We start from the raw sequence: 20,014 nt of genomic DNA, 5'->3' as shown, positions 1-20,014 counted from the left end.
TTATACGTCGGGAGATGAGCAGCACGTGAATTCATTGATCAAAAAATCCTTATGTACCATGCTGGCCGCGGTAACAGCATTACCATTGTTTTATGTTCCTGCTTCCTCCAATGTAATGGCAGCTAATGATGTAGTCGTTAATGCATCGTCAACAAAACAATTGATACGTGGTTTTGGCGGCATGACACATTCCGGATGGATAGGCGATCTTACTGCGGCGGAGCGGGAAACCGCTTTTGGTAACGGGGCAGACCAGCTTGGCTTTTCGGTACTCAGAATTCCGATTGATGAGAATAAGAACAACTGGCAGCGGGAAGTAGCAACGGCCAAAAAAGCGATTGAGCATGGTGCCATCGTATTTGCATCGCCCTGGAATCCACCTAGCGATATGACAGAGATTTTCACGCTTAATATGAGCTCGGGCGGCGGCTCAACGTATGAAGCAGAATCTACAACAACGCTCTCTGGTGGTGCCGCAGCGGCCACAGCCTTTACAGGATACACAGGCACGGGGTATGTCTCATTCCAAAACGCGAGTGGAGCAGCTGTTCAGTTTAATACGATTCTCATTGGCAGCACCGGTACTAAAAATATCAAGATTCGTTATTCCCAGCCGTCCGGCACGAGTAATGTGGATGTCTACGTCAACGGTTCATTAGCTCTGAGCAGTGTAGCATTTGAAGCTACGGGCAGCGGAAGTACGTGGAAGGATAAGTCAATTCAGGTGCCAATGGTGAACGGTACAAGCACCTTGAAGTTTGTGACCACGGGGACAGGCGGACCGAACATCGACAATATCAACGTCACTGCATTTGTACAGGATACACAGGCTAAACGTCTCAAATACGATAAGTATGAGGCATATGCGGAGTATTTGAATGAGTTTGACACTTTCATGAAAAATAACGGGGTTAATCTGTATGCCATCTCCGTGCAAAACGAGCCTGACTATGCGCATGACTGGACATGGTGGTCTCCTGAGGAAATGCTGCGCTTTATGAAGGAAAATGCCGGTTCCATCAACAACCGGGTTATTGCTCCAGAATCCTTTTCTTATGTAAAAACCATGTCAGACCCGCTGCTTAATGATCCCCAAGCGTTAGCTAATATGGATATTCTCGGTGCACATACGTATGGCACACAATACAGCGATTTCCCTTATCCGTTATTTGAGCAAAAAGGAGCAGGGAAAGAGTTATGGATGACAGAAGTGTATTATCCAAACAGCGAGACGGATTCCGCAGACCGTTGGCCTGAAGCTCTCGGCGTGGCAGAGCATATGTACAATGCGATGGTTGAAGGGAACTTCCAGACCTATGTATGGTGGTACATTCGCAGACACTATGGTCCGATCAAAGAGGACGGTACGATAAGTAAACGGGGTTACAGCATGGCGCATTATTCGAAGTTCGTTCGTCCAGGCGATGTTCGGGTAGATGCAACCAAAAATCCGGTGAACGGCGTATATGTGTCGGCGTACAAAGGGGAGAACAATAAAATCGTGATTGTGGCCATTAACAAAAATACCTCCGTCGTGAATCAACGATTCACGGTTCAGAATGCAGCGGCCTCCTCGGTGTCCTCCTGGATTACGGACAGCACACGCAATCTGGCAGCAGGTTCTCCGCTGCAGGTATCAGGCAATGGATTCACGGCAAATCTCCCGGCTCAAAGTGTGACAACCTTTGTTGTTCAGCCATAAGCAGCAGGGAGAGTGGGATAAAAAGCGATGACTGTACAATAGCAAAATAGGCAGCCCGCAGGCTGCCTATTGGTCATGGTCTTAATTCCAGTGTGAAATCAGGCATCTCTTGCTGAGCTTCGCGCATAACTTCAATGATTTGGTCAGCATACTCACCAATCATTTCTCTTGTTGAATCCAGAAAGCTCCAGTGAATCGTTAGCGGCATCTGCACTTCACCTGTCAAGGCATCCCACAAGGCATCCAGGTTACGTCCATAGTGTTCGCCCAGTTGAAGTTTCTCCTGCAGAAATTGATGGAGCGCTTCACGGCTATGTAATTGCCGCCCGTCAATCTCAATGATACGCATAAGTTCCTCCATTATTTAATCTGCTGAAATGACTTGTAATGATCCGTCGTTTGATAGATCAGACCGTCACTCGAATATAGTATTCGGTCGCTTCCGCGTTTCCCGCCAGTGTAATGAATGTCTGCCTCATACCAGATTCGCCCTTTTTTGTTTGGAAGCAAGCCTTCGCGGTTTCTGAAAACATCGCCGCCGATGCTTTTGCCTGGGGCGACCTGCTGTAAATTGCCCTCGCTCGGCTCCCAGCCCAGTGCTCGGGCCTCTTTCTTGGTGATATAATTGGGCGGAAGCTTGTGGTGCTCCCTGATGTAATCGGCAACCTCCTGAAATCCCATTTCCTTCGAGATGTGAGCAGCGCTGGAGCCGGTATTGGACACGATCTGCGAAGTGCAGCCTGCAAACAGCAGTGCTGATAACATAATGAACAGAGGATAAAGCCACTTTCTTAGAAGCATGTTCAAATCTCCTTTTAACATTGACAATGCTTCTAATGTTAATCCGTTTTGCTCAATAAATCAATTTTCATGGAGAGAGGCCGAGACTTGGCATGTTGGAATTTCAAGTAGCTCGCTATTCGCCATATGCCGATATAAGACAAGGCCACGAGATTATTAAGAAAGCCCATCGTTTTGCTATCAATATCCGTCATGAACAGCAGATCCAGATAACGAATGAAAAAAATAACGATGATGAGCAGATAAAGGGTTATGTTTTTTTCGTAATACATGTATCCGTCTGATCGGCGTTCAAATGATGTCACCAGAATCAGCGGGATGGACAGAACAGCACCCATTGCCAACGAACCAAGTATCCTGCCTGATGTAAGCACCAATGCAGGGTCGAACAGTTCAAACAAGCATGTTGAAATATAGAGAATCGGGATTAACAACTTGCGCCCGGACTCATGCAGCGGTTTTTGACTGCCCTGGATCACACCTCTCAGAATCAGCAAAACGATGAGTAATGAAATAGATAAGGAAATGACATTCATAACAAGACACCCTCTTCTTTGGTTTGTTATATTCAGTATCCGGGATTTAGTTAGTATGCAGAAGTGAACAAAGTAATTGGAATGAGGTGACTTTTGTCATTTTTCATCTTCTATATGTTAAAGACATTTCATCACAATAAAAAAACACCAAGCCAATTATGGCATGATGTTGTTGGTTATAATCTGCTGGCTAAACGGGGAGGCCACAGCCTCGCGCCGCTGCTTCATATATTTTCCTGGCGAGATGCCTACAATTTTGGTGAAGCTTCGAATGAAATTGGCATAGTCACTGAATCCAGACTGGTAGCAGGCTTCAGTAATGCTCCTTCCGTCTCTAAGGTGTAACTTGGCTAATTCAATGCGTCGTCCCAGAATGTAGGAACGAAGGGTAAGCCCGGTATGCTTTTTAAATTGCCGACTTATCGAAGTGCTGTTCATGTAGAATTCTTCAGACAGTACGCCGAGAGTAATATCTTGAGTAATATGTTTATCGATATATTGCATCGTTTTTCGCACCAGCTCTGGCATAATATCCTGAGGCACAAAGGTATTATGCTGAAACCACTGATTAATCAGGACCAGCATTTCTGCCATCGCTGCATTGGTTCTGACATCAGCACCGAACATGTTATATGAAGCGTAATGTTCGATCTGCCGGGTCCAATAGAGCAGTTGGTTTAACTGATCATCCTGCAGATGAATAATGTTGCCTGTACCTTGCGGACGATGGTCAAAACAGGACAATAAATTGGTCAGCACGGTAGAAAGCTGGGAGATATACGTTTTCTTCAAATTAATAGTGATGCGTTCATATTCCGTTTCATCCAGAATGAGCGTGCGATGCATCTCGTCCGGAGAGATGACAAGAAGATCCCCACGCTGCATGGGATAACAACGATGATCTACATAGAAATGCACATGGCCTTTCAAAAATAAAAAGATCTCGTATGCATTATGCCGATGATAACTGGATTCAAGCTTATATGACGTTGAAGGATGACGGTACAGCAGTTCAGGCTGAATGGGGTCATAAAAATACTCGGAAGACATCTGAAATGGGCACCTCCGATCATTTCACGCAATAAATCAAGCAAACAACGCAATGAAATGGGATTCAGGTTCACTTAAAATGTAATCATCCTATCACGAAGGCGTTTGTTTTGCAAACGCTCTCTATTTACTATGCCCAAAAAGCTGCAAAATCTTATTGAAGTTCAAAATATGAGGTGCATTCATTCTATTTTAGGGAGGAATACGAGATGAATAATGAAATGCCCCCGCAGGTTGTCCGGCAGCAGGAGATCGGCAAGCTTCGTCCAAACGCTAACCCTCTGGTGGCTCACAAATTCGGTGCTGATCCATATGCGCTTGTGCATAATAATCGCGTCTATCTCTATATGACAAGTGATAAGCTGGAATATGATCCAGACCAAAATCCTCAGAAAAACAGCTATCAGTCCATTAACAAAATAACGGTCATCTCTTCGGAGGATCTGATGAACTGGACAGATCATGGCGAGATCAAGGTGGCTGGTCCAGAAGGAGCGGCTACCTGGGCCTCACAATCCTGGGCTCCGGCAGCGGCACATTGCAAAATTAACGGGGAAGATCGTTTTTATCTGTATTTTGCCAATAACGCAAGTGGAATTGGTGCATTAAGCGCTCCAACCCCGACAGGTCCTTGGTCAGACCCGATCGGGAAAGAACTGGTGACAAGAGAGACCCCTGGGGTGGAGGACGTCACCTGGTTATTTGATCCGGCTGTGCTGGTGGATGATGACAATCAGGCCTATCTCTATTTTGGCGGAGGTGTCCCAAAAGGAAAGCCTGAAAAACCGGACACAGCGCGCGTGATGCGACTTGGAGCGGATATGGTCAGTGTAGAGGGGAAGGCCGAGGTGATTCCGGCTCCCTTTATGTTTGAGAATTCAGGCATACATAAGTATAACAACATATATTACTACACGTATTGCTCGAACTTCTTTCAGGTGGAACGGGATGAAGACAGTCCACCGCCAGGGGAAATTGCATACATGACGAGTATGCATCCGATGGGACCCTGGACGTATCAGGGAACCATTTTGAAAAATCCAGGTCATTTCTTTGGAATTGGCGGTAACAATCATCATGCCATTTTCCCGCTTGGAGATCAGTGGTACATCGCTTATCATGCGCAAACACTGTGTCAGGCTATGGATATTCCCGAAGGGTATCGTTCTACACATTTGAATCTCGTAGAATACGAGGAGGGGAGCGGAAGGATCAAGTCTATCCAGGCGGATTACGCAGGGGTAGAGCAATTGAAGCCGCTGAACCCGTTCCATAGGGTTAGCGGCTCCACGATTGGGTGGAGTGCTGGAGTAACAACGCATGACATGCAAGAAGAAAACGACCAGGGTCAGTCCGTGAATCAGAATACGGTGGTTAGTCAGCTGCATGCGGGCAGCTGGATTGCTCTATCACGTGTTGATTTTGGCGAGCAAGGAGCGGCGGGTTTTACAGCATGGTTACGCAGTCAAGCCGGGCCGGGTGTGCTGGAACTGCGATTGGATAGTGTGGAAGGGGATCTGATTGGTACGGTGCAAATTCCTGCATCAGAAGACGGCCCAGAGTGGACGGAGGGCTGGACTTCGATTACAGGAGCGGAGCATGTTCATGATCTGTATCTTGTGTTGAAGTCGCCGGATAATCATCCGAACAGCAACCCGTGTATTCTTTTGCAGCAATGGACTTTTGAAAAGGCATAGGAGGTGTTTGACAACATGCATGCAAACCCGATCATTTGGGCGGATTATCCGGATGTAGATGTCATTCGGGTAGAGGATACGTATTACATGGTGAGTACAACCATGCATATGATGCCTGGCTGTGTCATTCTGCGTTCCTATGATCTCATGCAATGGGAGACGGCTGCGTATGTGTATGACAGACTGGACAATACGCCAGCGCAGCGGCTGGAGGATGGCAAGCAGATTTATGGCAAAGGCATGTGGGCCGCTTCATTGCGTTATCATCACGGCAGGTTCTATGTCATTTTTGTGGCCAATGATACTCGTCAGACGTATCTCTTTACTGCGAATGAGATTACAGGACCGTGGCACAAACAGATTGTGGAAGGATTCTATCACGACTGCTCGCTGTTTTTTGACGATGACGAGCGGGTGTATCTGGTGCATGGCAACAGAGAGATTCATCTGACCGAATTAAACGCGGATCTGTCCGGGCAGAAGCCTGATGGGAGGCACCGCATCATTGTGACGGATCATCAGCCGCATTATCTGGGCTACGAGGGTGCACATTTCTATAAGATTGATGGCATTTACTATGTATTTCTGATTCATATGACCAAGGCGGCCGGACGCAGAACACAAGCCTGCTACCGGGCTGATTCGCTGGATGGAACATTTATTGGCGGTGAAGTGTTTGACGATGACATGGGGTACTTCAATTCGGGAGTCGCACAGGGTGGCATTGTGGATACACCGGAGGGTGAGTGGTATGCCATGCTTTTTCAGGATCATGGTGCGGTCGGCCGAATTCCGGTGCTGGTGCCGATGAGCTTCAAAGCAGGCGTACCGGTATTTGCCAAAGAGGCTCCGAAACAAGTGCAAATTTCCAGTACAAGACCGGGTTATTCATACAAACCGCTGGTAGCAAGTGATCGTTTCGAATATACACTGGATGATCGGGGCCAGGTCCGACTTAGTGATGTATGGCAATGGAATCACACGCCGCATGATGAGTTATGGTCTGTAACCGAGGTTCCGGGTGTATACCGGATTCGCACAGGTCAGCTAAGTCCAAATTTGACGTTTGCGGTCAATACACTAACCCAGCGTTCCATGGGACCGGCTTGTGCAGCCCGCGTAACACTTGACGGCAGCGGTCTGAATGACGGTGATTATGCAGGTTTGTGCTTTCTCATCGGCACTTACGGTCTGATTGCACTTACCAAAGAAGCAGGTCAATATTATCTTGTAATGCAGTCAAGAGAGAGTCAGGATGCCGGCATCTTCGGCAATTTGATTGATCAGGAGCCTGCGACAGAGCATGCACGAATCCCTATACAAGGTGCTGTTGTGACGCTGCAGGGATCGGCCAATTTTGTGGAAAATCAAGATGAATGCCGTTTTGCTTATCTCGACGGCTCGGAGTGGAAGAGCCTTGGCATTGCTCATAAAATGGTTTATAAGCTCGATCATTTTATGGGCTGCCGAATAGGTCTGTTCCTTTACTCCACACAAGAGATTGGCGGACGGGCTGATTTTTCCAATTTCGAGTATGAGCTTCTGGAATAGACGGTTGCAAAATAGTCAATAAAAGTCGCCGGGCGGCGGCTTTTTTCGTACTCAAGGCGGATAAGATGTTGTACAATAATAACAATTCTGGATGATTGGTTTTGAAAAAAAGTGGATGATTGATTCAGGAAAAATGGAATCGTGACACAAATCATGAATATGTTCATTCAATCAAACTGGGGGCATGTCATCATGCATAAGAGATGGATGTACAAAACAAGATGGACCGTCATCATTATTTTAACGGTTTGTATGCCTGCCGGACACACTCAAGGGAATTCCGGACAATTACTTTCTTCTTCCGGACAGCAAACGGAGGCTTCGGAGCAGGCATATTCACCGCCAATCCAGGTTTCTTTTGTCAGGGAAACGGGGGAGGATTTGCAGCGAATGATTGATCAGCTTCCGGGTGAGACGCTGGTAGATAATCGCTGGACCCGTCTGTATGAGCAGGAGCTGGGCATTCAGATTCGTTATGACTGGATTGCAACGGGAGACGTATACAATCAAAAGCTGGGCGTTTCGTTAGCTGCCGGGCGCTTCCCTGACGTGGTCAAGGTCAATCCGTACCAGCTCAGGCAGCTAAGCAATGCCAATCTGATCGAAGACCTGACAGACGTATACCGTGATTATGCTTCACCACTTACCAAACGAATTTTGGAAGCCGAAGGCAAAGGTGCATTCGATGCAGCAACAATTAACGGCAAGCTGATGGCGATTCCAGAGTCTTCTTCTTCGATTGAGACAGCACAGTATCTGTGGATCAGAACGGATTGGCTGCATAAACTGGGCCTGCATGCGCCGGAAACGATGGAAGACGTGCTTGAAATATCGAAAGCGTTTACAAAACTCGATCCTGACGGTAATGGAAAGAAGGATAGTTATGGCCTGGCTTTAACGAGTTATCTCTGGGACCCTGTCATGGGTGTATCTGGATTCATGGCCGGTTACGGTGCTTTTCCAAACATATGGATTCGTAACCAGGAGGGAGAGCTGATGTATGGCGGCATTCAGCCTGAGGTGCGTAAGGCACTCAAAGAATTACAATCCATGTACAAGGATGGGCAGCTTGATCCTGATTTTGTATACAAAAATGGCAGCAAGGAATACCGACTGATTCAGCAGGGAAAAATCGGCATGTTATACGGGGAGCAATGGACCCCGTTTGCGATTCAATCCACTCGTGAACAGGACCCTGAAGCAGAATGGCAGGCTTATCCTATTGTGGCGGAGGAGGGGCGGGACATAGCTGTACCGCTTCGTTCCAATACAGGGCATTATTTTGCGGTGAGAAAAGGGTTCGCTAGCCCTGAGGTTGTTGTCAAGCTGATGAATCTGCATCTGGACAAAAACTGGGGCCAGAACGCGGAGTATGAAACGTATTACAATGATGATTCCCGCGCTGTATGGATGCTTTCACCGGTTACACCTTTTCCGGGTACCAAAAATATAGACGCGTACAGAGACATTCGTGACGCCAGACGTTCTGGTGATTTCTCCAGGTTGGAGAATGAAGCCCTTGCGATCCACAAGCGAATCGCAGCTTATGAAGCAGAAGGCTTGCAGAGCGGCTGGGGGTGGAGACAGACCTACGGCCCGACAGGTGCCTTTAGCATTGCAGACCATTATGAGCAGAGCGGTCAGCTGCTTTATGATCAATTCACAGGTGGAATCACAGCAACGATGGTGGACCGTCAAGAGATCCTTCGTGATCTCCAGCTTGAAGCGTATATGAACATCATTCATGGTTCACCCATCGAAGAGTTTGATCAATTCGTGGAAGATTGGTTTGAACTGGGAGGTAGAGAAATTACAGCAGAGGTGAATGCATGGTATAAAGCCACGGCTGCACGTTCACCACAAGATTTTGTCTTATCGTATTAAGGCAGGTATTCTTGAACTGAATTCAGGAGGGGAGTGCATTGTTCAAGATACCCGCTCAGTCGTGGTTTAACAGTATATTTGCACGACTGATTATGACCTACCTGGTTTTTGTTATTCCATTAATTCTACTGGGTGTTTATCTATACCACTGGAGCTATGATACAGCGAGCCAGGAAATTTCCTTGTCCACGGAGAGGCGGCTCAGTCAATATGCGAATGAGCTTGGCAGAGAGATTGAATGGATGGAGCTGCAGCAGTTTGATATTGCAGAGGACCGCAAGCTGAATCGGCTTGCGATCCTCTGGAACAATATGGGCCAAATTGAAAGACGTGAAACGTTAAATTACTTATCTGATCGGCTTGCTGGCTTCAAGAACAGCAGCGCATATATCAAGAATGTGTATGTACATATACCTGCAGTCAACAAGAGCATTTCTGCGATGCAGGGCATTGATGAGTACAATCAGGCCTCTTATGAATTTTTCAGTTCACATCCGCAGGGCGAAGCGACCCGATTTACTGTAAAAGATGATGCTCTGAATCTGAGTGCGGTACGATTAACAGGTAAAATGGGAGAAGCACCGTTGTTTGTCATACAGGTAGAGCTTGATAACGCCGCTTTTCAGAATGAACTTTCCCAGCTTAATCTGTATCCGGAGAGTGCCTCTCTGCTCATTGAAGAGAAGACTGGTTTTGCTATTTCCGATCAGAAGGAACGAAAGATCATTCTTGACAATTATCTTGAATATAGTCAAAAGAACTCGCTCGATAGCTTCGAGGTCACCGTAGAGAACACTTTGTATTATGTCAACCAGCATCATATGGAACCCTTGGGGTTATCCATTGCTACGTATTTGCCTGAAAAAATGGTCACCAAACCGCTGAGCAAATTTTACAAATGGGCCTGGATTTTTGCGATTACATCCTTTATCGCCATTACAGCGTATCTCTATTCTACGTACAAGTTAATTCATATTCCGCTCCTGCTGCTTGTGAAGAGATTCAAAAAGATGGAGGGAGGTGTGCTCGATATTCCGATAGTACATCATCGCAAAGATGAATTCGGATTCCTGTATGCCCGCTTTAATCACATGATTGAAAATCTGCAGCAGCTGATTGACCGTGATTTCAAAAAAACGATGATGATGCAGCGAGCAGAATTGAAGCAGCTTCAATCACAGATTAATCCGCATTTCCTCTACAACAGCTTCTTCATTCTCAACTCGCTTGCAAGAACGGGGGAGACGGACCGGATTGAGCAATTCACGAATATGCTGGGTGAGTATTTTCGTTTCATCACACGAAATGGAACCGATCATGTATCAATGAAGGAAGAAGTGCATCATTCCCGTATCTACACCGAAATTCAGCAGCTTCGCTTTTCCAGACGAATCAAGGTTGATTTTGGGGAAGTTCCACCAGAAATGCAGAAAATTCAGGTTCCACGGCTTGTTATTCAACCCATTATTGAAAATGCCTACGAACACAGTCTTGAAAAAAATACGACTGAAGGGCTGCTGCGTGTTCAATTCCAGATGCAATCATGCTTTGCGGAGATCATTGTAGAGGACAACGGGAATGATCTTCAGGCGGAAGATATCAAGAAGATGCAGCAGCTCTTGCATAGCGATTCAACGACGGATGACGTGACAGGACTAATGAATATTCACAGGCGTCTTGTTCTGACATTTGGACCAGAAAGTGGCCTGTTTCTGACCAGAAGTGAATTGCACGGGTTAAAGGTTGTCATTCGAATCCAGTGGAAGGAAGGGGAAAACGAATGTATCGGCTTCTGATCGTGGATGATGAGGAAATCATTACGGATAGTCTGTATGAAACATTTTCCAGACATATGCCTGACCAGCTGGACGTGTACAAAGCCTATTCGGCTGCAGAAGCATTGTCCTTGATGCGGCGTTCAAGAATTGATATGGTGCTGACGGATATCCGTATGCCAGGTGTCAGCGGACTGGAGCTAACCGAAGAGATTCAAAGCCACTGGCCGCTGTGCCGCATTATTTTCCTTACAGGACACAGTGATTTTGAATATGCATATCAGGCCTTTCAAATGAATAATGTTCGGTACCTGCTCAAAACGGAAGGATACGACAAAGTGATGCACGTTGTGACGCAGGTCATGGAAGAGATCAGACAAAGCCATGATATGAACAAGCTGTTACAGCAGCAGCGCGAGATGACTTCACGGTTGACCGCATTCAAGCAGGATGAGATGCTCCGCAAGCTGTTGCAGGAGGGGGCATCCGCAGGGGCGTTGAATGAGTTACAGCAACTTTTGGCGGAAACGCCTGTCGATTTAAAGCTTGATTCTCCCATATATCTGGTACTTGGACGCTCCAATCAACTGCACGAATCGGTCACTGAACAGGAAGGAACACAAGCCTCTGTTCGTATCATTGGAACCTCATTGTTGGGAAAGCATACACAATGCGTCAGCACAACGGATCATTACGGAGATGTTGTCTGGTTATTGCAGCCAAAGCGTGAGCAGGGAACAGCAGAGCAACATTTTGCCCGATACATTGAAGGCACGCTTGAGCTTGTACAGGAATCCTGCACTGCTTCACTGGGGATATCCATTAACTTTACGTTCAGCGGACACGAATGCGACTGGAGTCAAATTCCTAGACAATACGAGCGTCTGCGCTTGCTGCAGTGGATGAGGATCGGGGACGATGTGTCGATGGTATTAATGGATAGGTACGATGAACCTTGGGTTGCCTCTCCAAAAGAGGCTGTACGGATCTCTAGCCGTGTGGAAGCCATGTCGGGTTTTCTCGAGACGGGACGATTTCAATCCTTCTATGAACTGTTTGAAGAGCTTGTCGGTGAACTGCTGCAACAGGACATGACGATGGAGCGTGCGATGGAAACGTATTATCATTTGGCTTTATCACTGCACACTGCATTTAATCGTTGGGGCTTGAAGCAGAGAACACCGGATCAGCGAAGTTTGCTTTATTTAAACCATTTCCCCAGCATGAAGGAGGCCGTTCAGTATCTGTATCAAGCGGCTGATGAGCTCGTTAATTTCAAACGTGCCAATGAGGAGGAACGAGCCAATCTGGTTGTGCAAAGTTTATGTAATTATATCAAGGACAATCTGGAAAAGGATCTTACACTCGTTCGGCTGGCGGAACTGCATCACTTTAATCCTTCGTATTTATCTCGGTTTTTCAAACAGGAGATGGGCATTAATTTATCCGAATTCATTGATGACAGCCGTATTCGCAAGGCCAAGGAGCTGCTTATGGACAGCGAACTTATGGTGCGCGAAGTCGCACTCCAGGTCGGTTATGAATCAGCCCATTCGTTCACCCGACTATTCAAGAAACTGACGGGTATGGCCCCGCAGGAGTACCGGGAATCCCTGTTTACACGCTCATCAGCACAGCGATAAACCTTTAAAACCTTCAATAAAACAGCCAAAACACGCAGGAGCATCTCCTGCGTGTTTTGTGTTTACCTGTTCTGCTGCAAATAGTCTGTAGCAGCGAATCCTTATGCAGTGTTGGCTTTTTGCCTGCGATAGGCATTGGGACTGGAGCCTGTGCAGGCTCTGAACTTTTTGTAAAACCAGTCAATATCGCGATAACCGACTTCGAGCGCAATTTCATATATTCGCAGATTGGTGGTTAAGAGGAGGTGCTTCGCTTTTTTCATGCGCTCCTGCAGCATGTAATCATTAAAGGATACCTTTTCTTCTGATTTGAACTTTTGCCCGAGATAGGCACAATTAAAATGCAGCATATCGGCAATGCGCTTCAGCGTAAGTTCTTCCTGCAGATGATCCCGTACATATGCTTTGACAACCCGGATGACATGGCTGGAATCCATCGCTTTGCCGTTAAGCTGAATCGGCGGCTTGAGCGCAGGGCGTTTTTTTACTGTAGAAGACCCAGGTCTATTCTGAAGTCCATGCAGACTATGCAGCAGTGCCTCAGGTTTAAGGGGGGCTGGCAAATAGTCATTCACCTGATAAGTCAGTGCTTTGCGTACCAGACTGAATTGATCTCTGCCACCCAGCAGCACGATCGGTATATCACTTATTTGTCGGATATGATGGCACAACCACAATCCCGCGGCATCGTAACGTTCTGTATGCACAACAACAACGTTAAAATCCTGTTTAGACAGTGCATCAAGGGCCTCGCTGGAATTGGAGACGTGATGTTTGATGACAAATGGAGATTTGTTGTCTTCCAGAAGTGATCCGAGAATTCGGACCAAGTGGTGGCTATAATCTACAAGCAAAATATGGTGCATGAAACATGACCTCACCTTCTTGTTATATTCCGATCAATGTTTAACTGAATTAAGGCTTAGTTTCATTATGTGAACAAAAGAAAGCGCATACAATGTGCATTATTTTGCAGAGCGTGCATTTCTTTACCAATTACAGGTGAAAAAGCTTGCTTCCTTCTTCAAATGAACCCGATCTATATTTTGACCGGGTAATTACCTGTATTTAATCAGGTTGATTGCGCTTACATTTGGACGATACACTGTGGGAGCACACGATAATCAGGGGGGAAGACAATGAAGAAAAACAAGTTTATGCTGCTCAGTCTGATCTTTGCCGCGCTGCTGCTCATTAACGCTTGCAGCTCTGCGCCTGCAGCTGAGCCTGCACCGGAAAAGCCGGCACCACAGGAGGAGCAAGCACCAGCGGAAACCGAACCAAAGGACGAAAATTCTACGCCTGAGATGGACTTTGACATGGGCGGCAGAACGATCAAAGTTGTAGCCTGGTGGAACATGGAGATTACAGACAACAATCCGGACAACATCAAACGTCTGGAAAATCTGGAAGCTCTGAAGAAGAAGCATAACTTTAATATCGAATATATTTCTATCGACTTTGGTGAGTATCAAGAAAAGGTTGTAGCCTCCCTGATGGCAGGTGAGCCGCTGGGCGACTTTGTAAGACTGGGTAAAAACTACGCTATTCCAGCATTGACCAAGCAGGATCTGTTGTGGCCAGTGGATGATTATATCAAGAACGATAAAGTATTTAATCAGAAAACGACGAAGGAATATATGCAGTATGAAGGTAAAGGCTACGGCTTCACAGAAGATCAGTCCTCGTTTATCAACGGCATTTTCTATAACCGCACACTGATGCAGGAGCTGGGCTTGAAGCCGCTTCAGGAATATGTTGATGCAGACGAATGGAACTGGGATACCTTCTTGAGTGTAGCAAAGCAAGCGAATAAGGACCGCAACAATGATGGCAAGCTCGATACATGGGGCCTCGCTCAAACGGGCCTGCTTGAGCCGATTCTGTACTCCAACGAAGCTTCTCTGACCAAAGATGATAAACAAAACCTCGATGATCCGAAAACCAAAGAAGCGCTCAATTTCTTGAACAAATTGGCTACTGAGAAAGTGGGCAGACCGACAGAGGGCGGCGACTGGACTGAGCCGGCAACATTCTTCCGTCAAGGTAACACGTTGATGTACTCTGGCGCGATGTATGAAATTGAAGGCATCAAAAATGATATGCCGGATTATGATATCGGTTTCCTGCCTTATCCGAAAGGACCGAGCGCTACAGCATATCACTCAGGAGAATCCCGTTATCAAGCGATTACGATCCCTAAGGCTGTCGAAAATCCGGAGCAGCTGATGTATATCTGGGAAAAAATCAATGAGATTGATTCCATCTATGACTATCCGGAACAATCCACACTGGAAAGACATCTGACGGATGAAGCAGATATTAACAATGCGAGAGCAGTAGCTGCTGGCATGCTGGTTCTCGACCACAACACGTTCCCGTCCTTGCCGTTCTGGGATTTTGATGGAGAGCTGAAAGAAGGCGTGTCCGTATCCACACTGATTGAGAAATACAAGGCTCCTTTCCAGGCCGCAATTGATGAGGTATACAAATAAGCATTCCTAATTACGGGCAGAACGCACGGGCAGCAGGTGCGGTCTGCCCGGGTTAGTCAATCGTTCAATTGTCGATACGCTTACAGGAAAGGGGATACATTCGAACATGCGGTCACGTAAGAAAAAGGGACTGATTCTGGTACTTGTTCTGGCTTTGGTGTTCTCGATCATCGTGATCTATCCATCGCAGGATAAAAGCCCCGGAACGGTACATGCACTTGAGGATTTTGAAGCTGTATCAGGCAGCAAGGATTCACGAAGCTATGAACATTATCGGGAGACGTATTCGAGCACTGCCAGACCGGATGCAACCGTCCGGGTTGAAGGCGAAGCTTATACGCAGGCAGATAGCTCGGAGTTCGAAGTGGTGCAAGGTTACGCCGGTTTGGACGGCAGTGCGGTTATTACTCCTGAATCCGGAACCATTCGCTGGGATGTACCCGTACAAGTGAGTGGTTTATATCACGTTCGCATTCATTATTATCCTGTTGAAGGCAAGAGCTCGGGAATTGAACGCAAGCTGGAGCTGAACGGAGAGGTTCCTTTCCGGGAAGCGGACGTGCTTCTCTTCGACAGGGTATGGGGCAATCGCGAAGATCACATCCGGCAGGATGATCGCGGCAATGATCTCAGACCGAGACAGGTGGAGCAGCCGGAATGGCAGCTTGCTTCGTTCAGAGACAGTGCCGGATATTTCGAGGAACCATTTCAGTTTTATTTTGAAAAGGGAACCCAGCAATTATCACTAACCTCTCTGAGAGAAAGTATGGCGATTGATTACATTGAGTTATATCAGGAAGAGGCAGTTCCTTCTTATGCAGAGCTGAAGCAGAATTATGAAGCGTCAGGCTTGAAACCAGCCAGCTCTGTGATGCTGAAGGTTCAAGGGGAAGAGGCTATCACCAAATCATCTCCTACCCTGGCACCTATATCGGATCGCTCCAGTCCTTCGCTTGAACCCTACGATGTTTCCAAAATCCGGATCAATGCCATTGGCGGCGTGAACTGGAAGCTGCCTGGGGAATGGGTCGAATGGGAGCTTGATGTACCTGAAGATGGACTGTATCAGATTGCGTTAAAAGTGAAGCAGGATCAGCTTCGCGGCATCTATGCCACGCGCAGCCTGACCATTGACGGCAAGACGCCGTTCGAGGAGATGAAACGAATTCGCTTTAATTACAGCCCTTCCTGGCAGACCGAAGTGCTTGGGAAGAGTGAAGATGAGCCTTATCTGTTTCATCTCAAGCAGGGCAAACATCGCTTGCGCATGACGGTTACACTTGGCGACATTGCTCCGCTGCTGCGGACAGTGGAATCAAGCGTGCTTGAATTAAATGAGTTGTATAGAAAAATTTTGATGATCACCTCCAACAAACCCGATCCTCTCCGGGACTACCAGCTGGAGAAACGTATTCCCGAGATGACCGAGGTATTTAACAGACAGGTGGAGGTTCTCAGCTCTGTAGCTGATTATTTGGAAAAGGCAACGGGCGAGCAAAGTGATAAAGTCGCTATTCTGCACGCGATGGTAGTACAGCTCAAAGATATGGCCGCAAGACCGGAGACGGTTCCTAAGCGACTGGATACGTTCAAAATTAACGTTGGCGGTCTCGGAACATGGATTCTGACTGTACGGGAGCAGCCAATTACGATGGATTATTTGATGGTAACTGCGCCTGGCCAAGAGCTGCCCAAGGCAGAAGCATCTGCACTGCAGCAGGTGAAGCATGAACTTGGCGCTTATGTTGCATCGTATACCGAAGATTATGACAGCATCGGTAATGTGGAGAAGAAGAAGGATTCCATTACAGTATGGATCACCACAGGACGGGATCAGGCTCAGGTACTGAAGGGAATGATCGATGATACGTTCACACCAGACACAGATGTTTCCGTGCAGCTCAGGCTTGTACCGCCCAATATTCTGCTGCCTGCAACACTGGCTGGGGAAGGGCCTGACGTTGCGATGCAGATGGGAGAAGATATTCCAGTGAACTATGCGATGCGGAATGCAGCAGCCGATCTGAGTCAATTCCCGGATTATGAGGAGGTTGCAACCCGTTTCCGTGCAAGCGGCTTAACACCTTATCAGTATAATGGCGGCGTGTACGCACTGCCTGAGCAGCAACATTTCCCGATGCTGTTCTACCGCAAGGATATTCTGGATGAGCTCGGCCTGGAGCCGCCAAAAACGTGGCAGGATGTGTACAATGCAATCGCCGTATTGCAAAAGCACAACATGGAGTTTTATCTGCCGATCGAGGACACGACGAATAACGCCAATATGGTTCCAAATGCCACGTTTGCTATGCTCTTGTACCAGAATGACGGAACATTTTATACAGAAGACGGGAAGAAGAGTGCGCTTGATTCGGAAATTTCCATGGATGCGTTCAAACGCTGGACGCAGTTTTATACCAATTACAAATTTCCGCTCAAGGCTGACTTTCCTAACCGTTTCCGTACAGGCGAAATGCCCATCGGTATTGCGGATTATACAACGTATAACATGTTGACGGTGCTCGCTCCTGAAATACGGAATCTGTGGGACTTCACCATCGTGCCAGGTACGCAGCTTCCTGATGGCTCCATTCGACATGAGGTAGCGAGTGCGACCAGCGCGGTCATGATGCTCGAAAATGCGGCTAATAAGGAGGCGGCATGGAAGTTCATGAAATGGTGGACGGATGAGTCAACCCAGATCGAGTACGGACGTGAAATGGAAGGTTTGATGGGTGCAGCTGCTCGTTACCCTACGGCAAATATTGAAGCGTTAGAGCAGTTACCATGGCCAGTGAAGGACTATCAGAACCTGGAGAAGCAGTGGGAGTGGGTGCAGGGTATTCCACAGCTGCCGGGGGGATATTTTACAGGGCGACACTTGGATAACGCCTTCCGCAAGGTTGTTAATGCCAATGAAAATCCGCGAGAAGCTTTATCCGACTATGTGCTTTATATTGACGATGAGATCGAATTGAAACGCAAGGAATTCAATCTGAAATAAAGGAAAGGGAGGGTAACGGTTGCAAGCCAAAACATCCGAGACAGCCGCCGCTCCTGTCATGCATACTCGCCAGGTCGGCTGGTGGTCGCAATTAAGAAGGAATCTGTATCTCAGCAGGCACTATTACGTATTAATGGCACCGTTTATGCTGATCTTTTTCATGTTTACGGTGATTCCGGTCGGCATTTCACTGGGGCTTAGCTTTTTTCACTTTAACATGCTGGAATTTCCGCGATTTGTCGGTTGGCAAAATTATTCACGGTTATTTCTGAACGATGATGTATTTTTGATCGCACTTAAAAACACACTGCTCTTTGCCGTAATTACCGGCCCAGTCAGTTATATCGCCTGTTTTTTGTTTGCATGGATCATCAACGAGCTGTCTCCGAAAGTTCGGGCAGTCATGACACTGGTTTTCTATGCGCCCTCTATATCAGGCAACGTGTTTTTCATCTGGCTGATCATTTTTTCGGGCGACAGCTACGGTTACATGAACGGATTCCTGATGCGGCTCGGCATCGTGCTGGAGCCCATTCAATGGCTGGCCAACGAGAAGTATGTACTAGGCATCGTTATTCTCGTACAGCTCTGGCTTAGTCTTGGAACGAGCTTTCTCGCCTTTATTGCCGGTTTACAGACGATTGACCGCTCACTGGTGGAAGCAGGAACGGTGGACGGGATCAAAAACCGCTGGCAGGAGCTATGGTACATTACGCTGCCATCTATGAGACCACAGCTGATGTTTGGAGCAGTCATGCAGATTACAGCCTCGTTCGCGGTAGCCGAAATCTCGATAGCGCTTGCCGGATTCCCGAGTGTTAACTATGCGGCGCATACCGTAGTTACGCATCTGATGGACTATGGTACGATTCGCTTCGAAATGGGGTACGCCTCCGCGATTGCGACTGTTCTGTTTGCACTCATGCTCGGCACCAACGTGCTCACGCAAAAAATGCTTAGAAAGATAGGTGAATGACGATGACCAGCAAAGTTCGTGCCATCTTCGGCATGCCGAAGAGACTCAATCGGTCATTTGCCGTCAGTTTCATGTTATTTGCGCTGCTGGCTGTGTTTGGGTCATTTATGGTGCTTCCTTTGATTTATGCCGTAAATAATGCCTTCAAGCCGCTGGATGAACTGTTTATATTTCCGCCGCGCTTCTGGGTGAACAATCCAACCACCGAAAATTTCGCTGATTTGATTAACCTGATGGGCAATTCATGGGTGCCGTTATCCCGTTATATTGCCAACACATTGCTCATCACACTGGTGGGTACGGCCGGACATATTCTGCTTGCCTCGGCAGCAGCTTATCCGCTTGCCAAATACCGTTTTCCAGGGTCCAAAATATTGTTTACCATTGTGATCCTGTCCCTGATGTTCTCGCCGCATGTTACGGCAATTCCAAACTATATGGTCATGTCCTGGCTTGGCTGGATCAACACACACGCATCCATCATTGTGCCCTCACTGGCATTTTCGCTCGGTCTGTTTCTGATGAAACAGTTCATGGAGCAGATTCCCGATGCATTGCTGGAGGCGGCAAAAATTGATGGGGCGAATGAATACCGTATATTCTGGAGCATTGTGATGCCTAACGTAAAGCCAGCGTGGCTTACATTAATGATTTTGCAATTCCCTGCACTGTGGGGAACAGACGGCGGCAGCTTTATCTACAGCGAAAATCTGAAAACACTGCATTATGCACTCAGTCAGATCGTTCAGGGGGGGATTGCACGGGCAGGTGTTGGTGCGGCGGTAGCTCTGCTGCTGATGATCGTTCCGATCACCCTGTTCATTATCTCTCAGAGCAGTGTGATGCAGACTATGGCGACTTCAGGCATGAAAGAATAGAAAGGAGGCAGCAAATTGCAGC

14 protein-coding genes and 3 pseudogenes are annotated in these 20,014 nt (G+C 47.3%); 12 read left to right on the top strand and 5 right to left on the bottom strand.

Annotated features, from left to right (window positions below):
* Positions 1 to 58: 58 nt before the first annotated feature.
* The 3 pseudogenes from IEW26_RS30905 to IEW26_RS09205 all read left to right on the top strand — a co-directional run.
* Positions 59 to 412 (top strand): annotated as a pseudogene (locus IEW26_RS30905) (carbohydrate-binding protein); the annotation flags it as partial.
* Positions 389 to 802: pseudogene (locus IEW26_RS30900) on the top strand (carbohydrate-binding protein); the annotation flags it as partial. The pseudogenes IEW26_RS30905 and IEW26_RS30900, both read left to right, overlap by 24 nt.
* An 18-nt stretch (positions 803 to 820) precedes the next feature.
* Positions 821 to 1,702 (top strand): annotated as a pseudogene (locus tag IEW26_RS09205) (glycoside hydrolase family 30 beta sandwich domain-containing protein); the annotation flags it as partial.
* Between the two features lie 73 nt (positions 1,703 to 1,775).
* On the opposite strand, the gene IEW26_RS09200 reads toward IEW26_RS09205, so the two are convergent.
* The 4 genes from IEW26_RS09200 to IEW26_RS09185 all read right to left on the bottom strand — a co-directional run bounded on the left by IEW26_RS09200 (position 1,776) and on the right by IEW26_RS09185 (position 4,089).
* Positions 1,776 to 2,051, bottom strand: a complete 276-nt coding sequence (locus IEW26_RS09200; protein WP_188592159.1) for a barstar family protein — start codon at positions 2,049 to 2,051, stop codon at positions 1,776 to 1,778.
* An 11-nt stretch (positions 2,052 to 2,062) separates the two neighbouring features.
* A complete protein-coding gene (locus tag IEW26_RS09195) occupies positions 2,063 to 2,503 on the bottom strand; it encodes a ribonuclease domain-containing protein (RefSeq protein ID WP_188592158.1) in 441 nt (146 codons plus the stop codon).
* A 38-nt stretch (positions 2,504 to 2,541) separates the two neighbouring features.
* The gene (locus IEW26_RS09190) at positions 2,542 to 3,039 is read right to left on the bottom strand and encodes a CcdC protein domain-containing protein (RefSeq protein ID WP_188592157.1); all 498 of its coding nucleotides are present in this window, start codon (positions 3,037 to 3,039) and stop codon (positions 2,542 to 2,544) included.
* A gap of 156 nt (positions 3,040 to 3,195) precedes the next feature.
* Positions 3,196 to 4,089 (bottom strand): helix-turn-helix domain-containing protein, encoded by an 894-nt coding sequence (locus IEW26_RS09185; RefSeq protein WP_188592156.1) that lies wholly within the window; start codon positions 4,087 to 4,089, stop codon positions 3,196 to 3,198.
* Positions 4,090 to 4,298: 209 nt separating this feature from the next.
* Between IEW26_RS09185 and IEW26_RS09180 the strand changes: the two genes are divergently transcribed.
* The 5 genes from IEW26_RS09180 to IEW26_RS09160 all read left to right on the top strand — a co-directional run bounded on the left by IEW26_RS09180 (position 4,299) and on the right by IEW26_RS09160 (position 12,639).
* Positions 4,299 to 5,786, top strand: a complete 1,488-nt coding sequence (locus IEW26_RS09180; RefSeq protein WP_188592155.1) for a glycoside hydrolase family 43 protein — start codon at positions 4,299 to 4,301, stop codon at positions 5,784 to 5,786.
* A gap of 15 nt (positions 5,787 to 5,801) precedes the next feature.
* Positions 5,802 to 7,337: a glycoside hydrolase family 43 protein gene (locus IEW26_RS09175; RefSeq protein WP_188592154.1), complete on the top strand. Its 1,536-nt coding sequence runs from the start codon at positions 5,802 to 5,804 to the stop codon at positions 7,335 to 7,337.
* A 192-nt stretch (positions 7,338 to 7,529) separates the two neighbouring features.
* A complete protein-coding gene (locus IEW26_RS09170; RefSeq protein ID WP_188592153.1) occupies positions 7,530 to 9,221 on the top strand; it encodes an extracellular solute-binding protein in 1,692 nt (563 codons plus the stop codon).
* A 38-nt stretch (positions 9,222 to 9,259) separates the two neighbouring features.
* Complete coding sequence (locus tag IEW26_RS09165; RefSeq protein WP_186322899.1) at positions 9,260 to 11,017, top strand: sensor histidine kinase; 1,758 nt, start codon at positions 9,260 to 9,262, stop codon at positions 11,015 to 11,017.
* Complete coding sequence (locus IEW26_RS09160) at positions 11,002 to 12,639, top strand: response regulator (protein WP_188592152.1); 1,638 nt, start codon at positions 11,002 to 11,004, stop codon at positions 12,637 to 12,639. The genes IEW26_RS09165 and IEW26_RS09160 overlap by 16 nt, the downstream gene beginning before the upstream one ends.
* Before the next feature lie 101 nt (positions 12,640 to 12,740).
* Here the strand turns inward: IEW26_RS09160 and IEW26_RS09155 are convergent, their stop codons facing one another.
* Entirely contained in the window at positions 12,741 to 13,505 is a 765-nt protein-coding gene (locus IEW26_RS09155) for a helix-turn-helix transcriptional regulator (RefSeq protein ID WP_188592151.1), read from the bottom strand.
* A 273-nt stretch (positions 13,506 to 13,778) separates the two neighbouring features.
* Here IEW26_RS09155 and IEW26_RS09150 point away from each other — a divergent pair, with 273 nt between their 5' ends.
* The 4 genes from IEW26_RS09150 to IEW26_RS09135 all read left to right on the top strand — a co-directional run bounded on the left by IEW26_RS09150 (position 13,779) and on the right by IEW26_RS09135 (position 19,992).
* Positions 13,779 to 15,134 (top strand): extracellular solute-binding protein, encoded by a 1,356-nt coding sequence (locus tag IEW26_RS09150; protein ID WP_188592150.1) that lies wholly within the window; start codon positions 13,779 to 13,781, stop codon positions 15,132 to 15,134.
* 106 nt (positions 15,135 to 15,240) lie between these two features.
* Positions 15,241 to 18,138, top strand: coding sequence for an extracellular solute-binding protein (locus IEW26_RS09145; protein ID WP_188592149.1), 2,898 nt, complete (start codon positions 15,241 to 15,243; stop codon positions 18,136 to 18,138).
* Between the two features lie 58 nt (positions 18,139 to 18,196).
* Complete coding sequence (locus IEW26_RS09140; RefSeq protein ID WP_229729797.1) at positions 18,197 to 19,114, top strand: carbohydrate ABC transporter permease; 918 nt, start codon at positions 18,197 to 18,199, stop codon at positions 19,112 to 19,114.
* A complete protein-coding gene (locus IEW26_RS09135; protein ID WP_373288443.1) occupies positions 19,111 to 19,992 on the top strand; it encodes a carbohydrate ABC transporter permease in 882 nt (293 codons plus the stop codon). Before IEW26_RS09140 ends, IEW26_RS09135 begins: the two co-directional genes overlap by 4 nt.
* Positions 19,993 to 20,014 lie beyond the last annotated feature (22 nt).

The organism is Paenibacillus silvae (assembly GCF_014639235.1).
In the GTDB taxonomy this organism is placed as follows: domain Bacteria; phylum Bacillota; class Bacilli; order Paenibacillales; family Paenibacillaceae; genus Paenibacillus; species Paenibacillus silvae.
This window is presented reverse-complemented; position numbering and strand designations above follow the sequence as displayed.